General features: G+C 59.3%; 10 protein-coding genes. 1 reads left to right on the forward strand and 9 read right to left on the reverse strand.

The window, feature by feature from the left end; all coding sequences use genetic code 11:
• Positions 1-311: 311 nt before the first annotated feature.
• The 9 genes from N7D90_RS16370 to N7D90_RS16410 form a co-directional block, all read right to left on the reverse strand.
• Positions 312-1,238 carry a ketoacyl-ACP synthase III gene (locus tag N7D90_RS16370; protein ID WP_261738985.1) on the reverse strand — a complete coding sequence of 309 codons (927 nt, stop codon included), beginning with the start codon at positions 1,236-1,238 and terminating at the stop codon, positions 312-314.
• A gap of 377 nt (positions 1,239-1,615) precedes the next feature.
• Positions 1,616-3,196: a flagellar hook-associated protein 3 gene (locus tag N7D90_RS16375; RefSeq protein ID WP_261738986.1), complete on the reverse strand. Its 1,581-nt coding sequence runs from the start codon at positions 3,194-3,196 to the stop codon at positions 1,616-1,618.
• A gap of 14 nt (positions 3,197-3,210) precedes the next feature.
• Positions 3,211-5,235: a flagellar hook-associated protein FlgK gene (gene flgK / locus N7D90_RS16380; RefSeq protein WP_261738987.1), complete on the reverse strand. Its 2,025-nt coding sequence runs from the start codon at positions 5,233-5,235 to the stop codon at positions 3,211-3,213.
• A 10-nt stretch (positions 5,236-5,245) separates the two neighbouring features.
• A complete protein-coding gene (gene flgJ, locus N7D90_RS16385; protein WP_261738988.1) occupies positions 5,246-6,502 on the reverse strand; it encodes a flagellar assembly peptidoglycan hydrolase FlgJ in 1,257 nt (418 codons plus the stop codon).
• Between the two features lie 10 nt (positions 6,503-6,512).
• Complete coding sequence (locus tag N7D90_RS16390; RefSeq protein WP_261738989.1) at positions 6,513-7,622, reverse strand: flagellar basal body P-ring protein FlgI; 1,110 nt, start codon at positions 7,620-7,622, stop codon at positions 6,513-6,515.
• A gap of 14 nt (positions 7,623-7,636) precedes the next feature.
• Positions 7,637-8,332: a flagellar basal body L-ring protein FlgH gene (gene flgH / locus N7D90_RS16395; RefSeq protein ID WP_261738990.1), complete on the reverse strand. Its 696-nt coding sequence runs from the start codon at positions 8,330-8,332 to the stop codon at positions 7,637-7,639.
• 24 nt (positions 8,333-8,356) lie between these two features.
• Complete coding sequence (flgG, locus tag N7D90_RS16400) at positions 8,357-9,142, reverse strand: flagellar basal-body rod protein FlgG (RefSeq protein WP_261738991.1); 786 nt, start codon at positions 9,140-9,142, stop codon at positions 8,357-8,359.
• A 45-nt stretch (positions 9,143-9,187) separates the two neighbouring features.
• The gene (locus tag N7D90_RS16405) at positions 9,188-9,928 is read right to left on the reverse strand and encodes a flagellar basal body rod protein FlgF (protein WP_261738992.1); all 741 of its coding nucleotides are present in this window, start codon (positions 9,926-9,928) and stop codon (positions 9,188-9,190) included.
• 269 nt (positions 9,929-10,197) lie between these two features.
• On the reverse strand, positions 10,198-11,757 hold the full coding sequence (locus tag N7D90_RS16410; protein WP_261738993.1) for a sigma-54-dependent transcriptional regulator: 1,560 nt from the start codon (positions 11,755-11,757) through the stop codon (positions 10,198-10,200).
• 335 nt (positions 11,758-12,092) lie between these two features.
• On the opposite strand from N7D90_RS16410, the gene phhA reads away from it, so the two are divergent.
• On the forward strand, positions 12,093-12,884 hold the full coding sequence (gene phhA, locus N7D90_RS16415) for a phenylalanine 4-monooxygenase (RefSeq protein ID WP_261738994.1): 792 nt from the start codon (positions 12,093-12,095) through the stop codon (positions 12,882-12,884).
• Positions 12,885-12,910: the final 26 nt, after the last annotated feature.

Below are 12,910 nucleotides of genomic sequence, written 5' to 3' on the forward strand. Positions count from 1 at the left end.
CGCCGGGTGTGGCCTAGAGAACCTTCGTAATAGTTATCGTCGTGAATGCTGGTTGCTTGAGGGGTTTTTTGTTTTTTTTTACTGGCAGGGGGCCATCCCTTGTATTTCAGGGGGTTAGCGGGGGATGACCTGCCGGGTATCCCCCAGTGTGGGAGCGGGCTTGCTCGCGATTCAGGCGGCTCGGTACTTCTGGGAAACCGGGTTGATGCCTTCGCGAGCAAGCCCGCTCCCACGGATTCAATCAGCCCTGTCAGAAAGCAAAACGCCCGTGGCTTTTTAGGCCACGGGCGTTTTGTATTTCAGGGTGAAGCTTATGGGCGATAGATGATCGCCGAGCCCCACGACAGGCCCACGCCAAAACCGCTCAGCGCTACGCGCTTCCAGCTGGCTTCCATCACGTGTTTTTCCAGCAGCAAAGGAATGCTCGACGACACGGTGTTACCCGTCTCGACCATGTCCTTGATGAACTTCTCCGGCTCGCCTTCAAAACGGCGGGCCACGGCGTCAACAATCGCCGCGCTGCCCTGGTGGATGCAGAAGGCGTCGATGTCCTTGGAGGTCAGCTCAGACTCTTCCAGCAGCTCGTTCAAGTGCGCAGGCACTTTGAGCAGCGCGAAGTTGAACACCTGGCGGCCGTTCATAAAGAACACGCCATCGCTGACTTTCAGGTGCGGGGCACCGGAGCCGTCGGTGCCGAATTTGGCCTTGCCCAGCTGCCAGGGAGCGTCTTCGCCCATCCAGGTAGCAGTAGCGGCGTCGCCGAAGAGCATGGTGGTGTTGCGGTCTTCGGGATCAACGATTTTCGAATACGGGTCGGCAGTGATCAACAGGCCGTTTTTCAGGCCAGTGGCTTCCATAAAACCTTTCATCGCGTAGATGCCGTAGACATAACCCGAGCAACCCAGGGAAATATCAAAGGCAGCCACGTTGGTCGGCAGACCGAGTTTGTCCTGAACGATGGCGGCCGTGTGCGGCAGGCCTTCGGCATCGCCGTTTTGGGTAACGACGATCAGCGCGTCGATGGATTCGCGCTTGAGCTGCGGGTTGTTGGCGAACAGCGCGTTGACCGCTTCGACACACAGATCCGAGGTTTCCTGGTCAGCATCTTTGCGCGGCAGAAAAGCCGAACCTATCTTGCCCAGAATAAATTCTTCGTCCTTGGAGAATTTCGCGCCTTGCGCGTAGTTGTCTACACCGCTTGCTGGCACGTAACTGGCGATGCTTTTAATGCCAATCATTGTGGCTTCCCAATACTAAATAGCTGGAGATCACCCGCTCGCACAATCGAGGGGTGCTGACAATAAAAGGGCTTAAACGCGCAGGAATGCGGCGAATATGGGTGCATAAAAATAGACAAAACAGCCTGAAAAAGGCCCTGCACCCGCCCGTACGTTTCATACGATACAGTGAAGATGCCCGTTATGACTCATAGGTCACGCTATTTTGTGAGGTTTTATACAAAACATTACGAGAACACAGAGATTCCCTGTGGGAGCGAGCCTGCTCGCGATAGCCTCAACGCGGTATGCCTGAATCACCGCGTTGAGGCTATCGCGAGCAGGCTCGCTCCCACACAGCGGCCTTAGCGCAGCTGTTTAAAGCTGGTTAAAGCTGGTTAAAGCTGGTTAAACAGGCTTAGCTGGGAGATTTTGACAAACGCCAGTTGCGAGGCTTCGAGCATGGCTTTCTGGAACGCCAGTTCGATGGAGGCCCCCGCCATGTCGGTGTTGCCGATGGCCGCGGTGGTGGAGTCGTTGGCCAGGCCCAGGCTGATATTTTCGTCGGCCTGGATGTCCACCGCCTTTAAACGCGCACCAATCGAGCCACGGGCACTGTCGACCCCCGCACTGGCGTTTTTCAGGTTGCCGATCGCCGCGTTGATCGCGTCCTTTTGCGTTTGCTGGACCAACGGGTCCTTGTCGCTGGGGATCACCAGCGCCTTACGCAGCTGGCTGATGGTATCCAGCGCGTTCTGGCTCTGGTGGTTGTTGCGGTTGATCGCGAACTGGTCGCCCGCTGCAGGCGTACCGGCAAAGTCAAACGTGATCCCGAGCACCTCATCGCCAACCTTGCCCTGGGCAATCGACTTGCTGTCGGCGCTCAGTGGCTGGGCATAGACCTCGTACTCGGTGGTGCTGGTGAATTTGATTACCGCGCCATTGCTCGGAAAGCTGTCACCGTAGGCCTTGGGGTCGGTCACCGTGGAGCCGGTGATTTGCGCGGTCGAGGTGTTGCTCGGCGTGCGCGAAGCGTTGAAGGTGTCCGCCTTGGCTTCCAGGGTAAAGGTACGCCCCGCCACTGCCGCGTCCCGCTCTGCCTCGGGAATGTCCTTGAGGTTGGGGCTGATGTCGAACGACACGCCGTGCAGGCTGAAGCTCTGAGAGCCGTCCTTGGTCGGGTCGAACGCGCCATTGCCCGCAACCTGCGAGGTCAGGTCATTGCCCTTGCTATCGGTCAAGGTGTACTGAGTGCTGCTGGTGAATGTCAGCGTGTAAGGCTGGCCTTCGGCAAAGCTCTTGTTGAATACCGGGCTTGAAGTCACCAAACCGGCAGACACCGAGAGTTTGCCATCGTTGACCGAAGGCACACCCGCAGCGTCCAGTACCGGGACGAAAGTCGCCTGGGTGCGCCCGGTATTGGTCGCGCCTTCCATGATGCTCCTGGCCGTATCGCTGCTGGCCAGGGTCAGGGTGTCGGAGACTTTAAGGTTGAGCTGGGTGTCGTCACCCTGATAGGTATAAGTGCCATCGTTGTTACGGGTGTAGGGCGGCGTGTCGCTTTTAGAGCCCGAGAACATGTAGTTGCCCGCGGTATCCTTGCTGTTGAGCAGGCTGAACACCTGATCTTCAATGCTACCCAGCTCATTGGCGATGGCCATGCGGTCGGCGTCGTTTTTGCCGCTGCCCGCCCCCAGAGCCAGCTCACCGGCCTTCTGCAACGCGGTATTGATGCTGTCGAGCACCGCTTCCTGAGCGCCCAACGAGGCCTTGATGCTGTTCATATTGGCGGAGTACTGGCCCAGCATGTCTTTTTGCTGTTGCAGTTGCAGCAAGCGCGCTGCGCCCACCGGGTCATCCGCAGCAGTCTGAATTCGCACGCCGGAATCAATCTGGCCCTGGGTCTTGATCACCGACGAGAAGTTGTTCTGGTAGGTGGCGCTGGTCGATTCAAAAAACTGCGAGGTAGAAATACGCATCGTCGCGGGCTCCCTTAAAGACTGTTGATCAGCGTGCTGAAGGTTGCTTGCGCCGCTTTGATGATCTGCGACGAGGCTGTGTAGTACTGCTGGAACTTGACCAGATTGGACGCTTCTTCATCCAGGTTGACCTGGGACACCGAGTTGCGCACTTCCTTGGCATAAGCCAACGCCGCGCCGTTGGCGGTGCCGTCGACAGCGGCCTGGCTGGCCTTGCCGCCGACCTTGGAAACCAGCTGACTGTAGGAGGTTCCCATGCTGACGCCGCCGGTGCCGTCCTTGCCTACACCCACAGTAGCTTTGGTTTGCAGGCCCAGCAGCTCATTGGCGTTGCGGTTATCGGCCTTGCCGTCCTTGTTGAACTTGATATCAAAACTGTCGCCCTTGCCCGGCGAACCGCTGATAACCGTGTCAAAACCTACCTGAGTGGTGGTGCCGTCAGCATTGGTGACTGGCACATTGATCGTGACCTTGTTGTCCTGGCCCGGCACGATGCTACCTGTGCCGATTTCCTTGCCTGCTTCGTTCAGCACCCGGTAGCTCTGTGTACCGTCGGCTGCGGCCTCGTCAAACGCGATGCGCACCGGCATCGCGCCTTCGATATCACTTTGCGCTTTGCCCAGATTGACCCCGCCATAAATATCCAGCGCCGACGACAGGTTCAAGCCGCCCACCGCGCCAGTACCGCTGTTGGAGCTGCCCGCCCCGGCCACCAGTGGTCCGGCAAACGCCAACTTATTGGCATCGCTCATTTGCACGCCGATATTGCTCGCGCCGCTGCGGGTGGGGCTGACCTTGAATGCGTCGCCAGCGGTCATGGGCCCGCCCTTGAGGTCCAGGGTGAAGCCGTCGATCACTTTGGCCGGGGTTGCCGCGCTGTCGAACGAGCCCATATCGGTGCCATCCGAGCGCTTGACCGAATACTCGGTCGCGCTGGTAAACGTCACCTGATAGTCGTAGGCCGTCAGGGCGCCGCTGTCGGCGATGCTGACATTGAAGTTACCCGCGCCAATATTGCCGGTCGCCGCCTGGCTGCGCTGGGTAATGACCTTGTCACTGTTGATGCTGTTGAACATCGACGAACCGAATTCGCCGTTTGCATCCAACCCCTGCCCCAGCTGTTTGTTGATCGCATCGGCGACCACAATCGCGGTGCGCCCCAGATCGTTCATCGCCGGGGCCAGCACATCGTCGCGATAGCGCAGCAGGCCGCCGATCTTGCCGCCACTGAGCACCGAGCTCACATCGGAGCTCGACTGCTGGTAATTGATCTGGATGCTGTACTGGCTTTTATCGACCTTGCCCGGCACCGCCGACAGGGTATTGGAGGTGGTGCCCTGCACCAGCGCCTGACCGGTGCCCAGGGTGATGTCGTAAACGTTGTCGTGTTCCTGAACGCTCACTCCGACCAATTCGTTAAGGGTGCGTACGGCTTCGTTGCGCGCATCCAGCAGGTTGTTTGGCGTGTTGCCGGCGGTAGTCGCCTGGGCAATCTGCTTGTTCAGTGAGGCAATGGTGGCCGTGTGCTGATTGACCATCGAGGTCAGGGTGTCCAACTGGCTGTTGATGCCTTCGTTCTGCTGGTTCAGCTGGGACGAGATCGAGTTGAAACGGTTGCTCAGGGTTTGTGCGCTGGTCAGCAGCAGCTGGCGTGCCGACACATCACCGGGCGCGCTGGCAGAGGTTTGCAGCGAACTGAAGAAGCTGCTGAGCGCGGCCGAAACACCGGTATTTTTATCCGACAGCAGTTTGTCGACCGTGCCGATCTGATCGAGATAGGCCTGGGCATCGCCATTGAGCGAAGTGGTGGTTTGCAACTGGGCGTCGAGGTAGGAGTTGTACACCCGGCGCACGTCAGCCAGGGTGGTGCCGGTGCCGATAAACACCCCGCCCACTTGCTGCGAAGCGCCACTGCCCTGGACGATTTGCTGACGCGAATAGCCCGAGGTATTGGCGTTGGCAATGTTATTGCCGACCGTCGCCAATGCGCCCTGGCTGGCGTTCAGCCCCGACATCCCGATGTTGATCAAACTCGCCATGGTTCAAACCTTATAAATTCGTGAGAGAACCCGTCGAGGCGTAGCTCTGGTAGGTTTTCATTTGCTTGGCTATCTGCGAAATCTTGCTCGCGTACTCAGGGTCGGTCGCGTAACCGGCCTTCTGCAACTCGCGCACAAACTGCTCCGGTTTATCGGCAGCGTTGAGCACTTCTTTATAACGATTGTTGCTCTGCAGCAGCGTGACCAGATCGTGGAAGCTGTCTTGATACGAATCGTAGGAGCGGAAGTCCGCTGTCTCCTTGACCATCTGCCCGCCCTTGAACTCACTGGTAATAGCCCGCGCCTGCGCGCCCTGCCAACTGCCGGTGGCCTTGATGCCAAACAGGTTGTGGCTGCTGCTGCCATCTTGCTGGCGCATTACCGATTTGCCCCAGCCGGTTTCCAGTGCCGCTTGCGCCACCAGATACAGCGGGTCGACACCGATACGGGCGGCGGCCTGCTGGGCCATCGGCAGCATGGTGGCGACAAACGCATCGGGAGAGCCGAACGCTTGCTTGGCCGGAGCCAGTGGTGGCTGCGCTATGGCACGCCCGTAAATCTGCATCCGCCCATGCGCGCCGCTGGCGCTGAGCATCGGCTGGCGGCCGCCCTTGAGCACCGCATCCAGCCCCGGCGAGGTACGCCCCGGCACGCTGCCGGTATTAAGGGTCGAGCGCGCAGGGTCGGCTGACGGCACGATCCCGGCCAGCAGGCGATCCGTGAGTTTGCTCGGCAACGCCAACCGCCGCTGATTGAGCATGGCCATATCGTTTTTGTGCCCGCCCTCTGCCGCAGTCGGCGCGACGGCGACTCGCGAGGCCCACAGCGCACGCTGGCCACTGGAGCGGACAAAGGGGCTGTCCGTGCTAGTGACTGCCGGAGTTTTGACTTCGGTGTTCAGCGCCGTGATGGCCGTAGCCTCCCCCGGCACTGCGGATTTGTTTTTCGACATCTGGCGCATCAATACGTCGGCCAGGCCGATACCGCCGCCCTGGCGGGACAGGGTCACCGACAGTTGCTGGTCGTACATTTCCTGATATTGCTTGGCCGCAGGGGTGTTGAGCGGATTGTCCTTGCCCAGCACTTCGTTTGCCGAGCGCATGGACTTGAGCATTTCGTTGAGGAACAGCGACTCGAATTCCTGCGCAACCTTGCGCATATTCGCGTCGCTTTCGCGGTCGCCGACCTTCAGGTTGTTCAGCCGATTAAGGTCGGTAAACGCCCCGGAATCGCTGCCACTGACCACTCCACTCTTACGCATGTCCATGACGTCGGCCTCAGATCACGATCAGGTCGGCTTGCAGGGCGCCAGCCTGCTTCAGCGCTTCGAGAATCGCCATCAAGTCCCCTGGCGCCGCACCCACTTGATTCACCGCACGCACGATTTCATCCAGCGTAGTGCCCGGGCCAAACTTGAACATTGGCTTGGCTTCCTGCTGGGCGTTAAGGCGCGAGCGCGGCACCACGGCCGTCTCACCATTGGACAATGGGCCCGGCTGGCTGACGATAGGGTCTTCGGTGATGGTCACGGTCAGGCTGCCGTGAGTCACCGCAGCTGGCGAAACCTTGACGTTCTGGCCGATCACGATAGTGCCGGTGCGCGAGTTGATGATGACCTTGGCCACCGCCTGCCCCGGATCGACTTCAAGGTTTTCCAGGATCGACAGGTAATCGACACGCTGGCTTGGGTCCAGCGGCGCAGTCACGCGAATCGAACCGCCATCAATCGCTTGTGCTACGCCAGGGCCGAGCAGGTCGTTGATCTTGTCCACTACCCGCTTGGCCGTGGTGAAGTCCGAACGGTTGAGGTTCAAAGTCAGGCTGTTGCCCTGATTGAAACCACTCGGCACTGCTCGTTCAACCGATGCACCACCCGGAATGCGCCCGGCAGACGGAACGTTGACGGTGATTTTCGAGCCGTCGCGGCCTTCGGCGTCAAAGCCGCCAACCACCAGGTTGCCCTGGGCGACCGCATACACATTGCCATCGATACCCTTGAGCGGTGTCAGCAGCAGCGTGCCGCCGCGCAGGCTTTTGGAGTTGCCGATCGAGGACACGGTGATATCGATCACCTGCCCCGGCTTGGCAAATGCGGGCAGATCGGCGCTGATCGACACTGCCGCAACGTTTTTGAGCTGCACATTGCCCGAGCCCGGCGGCACCTTGATCCCGAACTGCGACAACATGTTGTTGAAGGTCTGCAGGGTGAACGGGGTTTGCGTGGTCTGGTCGCCCGTACCATTCAACCCGACCACCAGGCCATAACCAATCAATTGGTTGGAGCGCACGCCAGAAATGCTGGCGATGTCTTTCAACCGCTCGGCATGGGCGCCCAGGGAGGTCGACAACAGCAACACGGCTGCCAGCAAATGCTTGAGGTTGGACATGGTGAAGTTCATCACTAAAAAGGAAACAACGGGCTAAGGAAGAAGCGGTCGAACCAGCCTGGCTGACTCGCATCGGCAAACGAGCCGGTCCCCGAATAGGTAATGCGCGCATCGGCCACGCGGGTCGAAGACACGGTGTTGTCGGTGGAGATGTCATCCGCCCGCACCAGACCGGCAATGCGTACCAGCTCGTCACCCGTGTTCAGGGTCATCCACTTCTCGCCGCGCACGGCGATGATGCCATTGGGCAACACGTCGGCCACGGTCACAGTGACCGAGCCGGTCAGGCTGTTGCCCTGCCCGGCCTTGCTGTCGCCCTTGGTCGCACGGCTGCCGCTGTAACCGGCGTTTAGGCTCAGGTCGCCACCGCCCAGCGGGTTATTGGTGGTCATGCCGCTGCCGAACAACGAGGTCAGACCGATGCTGGTGTTGCTGTTTTTACCGATCGCCGAGTTGGCGTTTTTGCTCGCCTGGGTCTTCTCGTTCAGGGTGATGGTAATGATGTCGCCAATGCGGAACGCCTTGCGGTCGCTGTACAGGTTCTGCTCGAAACCGGCCTGGTAAATCGAGCCGTTGTTGGCCGCTGCCGGCAGCGGCGTGCGCGGCAGTACAGGGGCGTAGTACGGATCGTTAGGCCGCGGTGGCGGACTGACGCAACCGGCCACAAAGGTAATGGCGCCCAGTGCCAGAACAGAAAACAAGCGCTTCATGAGCTCTCCCGCTATTTCACGTAATTACAGGTTTTGCGTAACGAACGACAACATCTGGTCAGCGGTGGAGATCACTTTTGAGTTCATCTCGTAGGCGCGCTGAGTGGTGATCATGTTGACCATTTCTTCCACGGTGCTGACGTTCGAGGTCTCCAGCATGCTTTGCATGGTCAGACCAAAACCGTTGAGGCCAGGTGTACCAATTTGCGGTGCGCCGCTGGAGGCGGTTTCCAGGAACAGGTTGCCGCCCTGGGACTGCAAACCGGCCGGGTTAATAAAGTCGGCGGTCTGCACGTTGCCGATCACCTGCGCGGCCGGGTTACCGGCAATCGTCACTGACACGGTGCCGTCCTGGCCTACGGTGAAGGTCTGCGCATCGGCAGGCACCACAATCGCCGGTTCCAGGGCAAAACCGCTGGCGGTGACGATCTGGCCGTTAGAGTCCAGGTGGAATGTACCGTCGCGGCTGTAGGCCGTAGTCCCATCGGGCTGCATGATCTGGAAAAAGCCCCGGCCATTGATCGCCATATCCAATGGCTGATCAGTGGTTTGCAGGCTACCAGCGGCAAAGTTCTTTTGCGTGCCGACGATGCGCACCCCGGTGCCCACTTGCAGACCCGAAGGCAGCTCGCTGTCCTGGGTCGATTGGGCGCCAGGCTGGCGCTTGATCTGATAGAGCAAATCCTGGAACTCGGCGCGATCACGTTTGAAACCGGTGGTCGACACGTTGGCCAGGTTGTTGGAAATGGTGGTCAGGTTGGTGTCTTGTGCAGCCAAACCGGTTTTTGCAACCCACAGTGCTGGAAGCATGGTGCTCTCCTCGCGCGCCGGTTTTTCGGCGCTGCGTTCAAGTAATTAGCTGATGGACAAGACGCGAGTCATGGCCTGATCGTCTTCTTTGGCGGTGTTCATCATTTTGATGTGCAGCTCGAACTGCTTGGAAAGTGCCAGCACCGAGGTCATTTCATCGACGGCATTGACGTTGCTCGCCTCCAGAAACCCCGAGACCACTCGCACGTTGGCATCTGCCACAGCAGGCTGGCCGTCGCTGGTGTGGATCAAGCCGTCCAGGCCCTTGGTCATGGTTTTCAAGTCCGGCTGGACCAGCTTGATCCGGTCCACTTGCGCCATGACGCGTGGGCCTTCGCCCTGGGCGCGGATGCTGATGGTGCCGTCCTGACCAACCTCGATCTGCTGCTGGGGCGGCACCGCAATCGGCCCACCGTTGCCCATGATCGGCATGCCATTGCCAGCACGCAGCATGCCAAGGGCGTCCACGTTCATGCTCGCGGTGCGCACATAGGCTTCGCTGCCGTCAGGAGCCTGCACGGCCAGCCAGCCATCGCCGGACACGGCCACATCCAGGTCACGGCCGGTCTCGATCATGGCACCGGGGCTGAAATCGGTTGCCGGGCGCTCAGTCAGGGCAAAGGCCCGCGCCGGAAAGCTGTCGCCAAACACCGGCATCGAACGCGCCTGCTCCAGGTCACGCTGAAAACCGTTGGTCGAGATGTTCGCCAGATTGTTGGCATGCGCCTTTTGCGCCAGTGCGTTCTGACTGGCGCCGGTCATTGCCACATAAAGGTACTTGTCCACAGTCTTTCCTCTGTCTGACGGACGCTTGCCGCCCACCGCTGTACTGCGGTGGTTAAAGCAATTTGCGCACCAACTATTTTTTGACGGTGGGAAAGGCCGGTTTGACCGGGCTGGAGGGAGATTGGCGGACGAGGCGAGAAAGGGAAAAGACGTAAATACGGCGGGGTTCTGCCGGTAGCGGCAAGGCATGGTCTGCCAGACAACGCACAACCTGTGGGAGCGAGCCTGCTCGCGAAGGCCGTTCGCGAGCAGACAACGCTCCCACGGTTCTACTGCTTCGTCTTGATAATGTCGTGCTCGCGCAGTTTGTTGGCGATGGTGGTGTGGGAAACCCCCAGCCGCTTGCCCAGCAATCGGCTGCTCGGGTGCTCGGAATACAGCTGCTCCAGCACCGCCTTCTCGAAACGCCCGACAATCTGCTCCAGGCCGCCCTCCATCGAAAACTCACCCAACGGCTGGCGTACGCCGTAATCCGGCAAGCGAATATGCTCGGCCTTTACCATCCCGCCATCACACAGCGAAACCGCCTGAAACAACACGTTCTCCAGTTGGCGCACGTTGCCCGGCCAGTGGTAGTGGCTCAGGCGATCCATGGCCGCAGGCGCCAGACGCGGCAGCGGGCAACCGATTTGTCGGCTGGCCTGATCCAGAAAATGCTCGACCAAAGGCTCAAGTCCGTCCAGGCAATCACGCAGCGGCGGGATGTGCAGCGACAGCACGTTGAGCCGGTGGTAAAGGTCCTGGCGGAACTCACCTTTGGCACACAACTCGGACAGGTCGACCTGGGTGGCGCACATAACCCGCACATCCAGATACACCTCTTCATCGCTGCCGACACGCCGGAAGCAGCCGTCCTGCAAAAAGCGCAACAGTTTGACCTGCAAACGCGGGCTCATTTCACCCACACCATCGAGAAACAACGTACCGCCCGCTGTCAGTTCCAGCAGGCCGAGTTTGCCTTCGGCGCGCGCCCCTTCAAACGCTCCGGGGCCATAACCGAACAGCTCGGTTTCGGCCATCGACTCGGGCAGGCCAGCACAGTTGAGCGCCATCAATGGCGACTGGCCACGGGGGCTGGCCAGGTGACAGGCGCGGGCCAGCAGCTCCTTGCCGGTCCCGGTTTCGCCTTCTATTAACAGTGGCGCGTCCAGCGGCGCCATGCGCCGGGCTTCACGCACCACGGCGGCCATGACTTTCGAACTCTGGAAGATACTGTCAAAACCGCGCAACTCCTGTTTGCGCACGTTGTAGATTTGCTCGCCCACGCGGTCAGCGCGGTGCAGGGTAAGGACTGCGCCCGCCATCGCCTCGCTTTCATCGTGCTCCAGTTGCAGCGGTGCAATGTCCGCCAGATACACCAGCCCCTTGATCTTGACCCGCAAGCCATTGATCCGCGACTTGTTGGCCCGCACCAGTTCGGGCAGGTCAAAATCTTCTGCGTAACGCGACAGGGAAATCCCCGGCACCTCGTCGACACGAACCCCGAGCAACTGCGCGGCGGCACGGTTGGCGGCAACGATGCAACCGCCCATATCAATGGACAACACCGGAAACTCCAGCGCCCCGAGCAAGGCATTGAGTTCCATATGCCTGCGTTCGCTGGGCATCAAACCTACGCGCTTGACTCCGAATACACCGGCGATGGTTTCAAACTTCGGACGCAGGGCCTGGAATTGCAGGTTGATCAAATTTGGGCAGTACAGGTAAATCGCATTACCCTGATCGCCCCCCACCTCGCCCCGCTTGACGTTGATGCCATAGGCAACCAGCAGGTTGAGAATGTCGCGAAGAATGCCAATCCGGTTTTGGCAGTGGACTTTGATGCGCATGGGCAGGGCTCGGGAATAACTAACAATGGAGATCCAGTGTGGGAGCGAGCCTGCTCGCGAAGGCCTCAAGAGCGCCTTTCGCGAGCAGGCTCGCTCCCACAGAGAAGTTTTCCTACTTCAGTGGCATTTCATCGTCACGATTTTGTGACAGTTTTGCTGTCGGTTACTCAGCAATGACAGAGCAACACTCACATCGTAACGAATACTTTACAAATTAGGCGCATCATCCCAGCATTACTGGCTTAAGGCTAGCTGTACGACGCAATCACTTGGGGTATCACTAAGGCATCGCAACAACGCCGAATAATAAAAACGATTTCCTTGCGGAGAGCCCCATGAAGCAAACGAAATACGTCGCCCGTGAGCCGGATGCCAATGGCTTTATCGACTACACACCTGCAGAACACGCGGTGTGGAACACGCTGATTACCCGTCAGTTGAAACTGCTGGAAGGCCGCGCCTGCCCTGAGTACATGCAAGGCATCGAGAAGCTTGGCCTGCCCCACGACAGAATCCCGCAACTGAGCGAAATCAATCAGGTATTGGGCGCCACCACCGGCTGGCAAGTTGCCCGCGTACCCGCGCTGATCCCCTTCCAGACCTTCTTCGAATTGCTGGCCAATAAGCAGTTCCCGGTAGCGACCTTTATTCGCACCCCCGAAGAGCTGGATTACCTGCAAGAGCCCGATATTTTCCACGAGATCTTCGGCCATTGCCCGCTGCTGACCAACCCGTGGTTTGCCGAGTTCACCCACACCTACGGCAAGCTTGGGCTGCAAGCGAGCAAGGAACAGCGCGTGTATCTGGCCCGCCTGTACTGGATGACCATCGAGTTCGGCCTGGTCGACACCCCTGAAGGCAAGCGCATTTATGGTGGCGGGATTCTTTCATCGCCCAAAGAAACGGTTTACAGCCTGTCGTCAGAACCGGAACATCAGGTGTTCGATCCGCTGGAAGCCATGCGCACGCCGTATCGCATCGATATTTTGCAGCCGCTGTATTTTGTCCTGCCGGACTTGAAGCGACTGTTTGACCTGGCCCACGAAGACATTATGGGCATGGTCGAAAAAGGCATGACAATGGGCCTGCACGCGCCAAAGTTCGCGCCTAAACCCAAAGCGGCTTAACCCGACTTTTTATACTTACATCAATA

Source organism: Pseudomonas fragi (assembly GCF_025426255.1).
In the GTDB taxonomy this organism is placed as follows: domain Bacteria; phylum Pseudomonadota; class Gammaproteobacteria; order Pseudomonadales; family Pseudomonadaceae; genus Aquipseudomonas; species Aquipseudomonas kulmbachensis.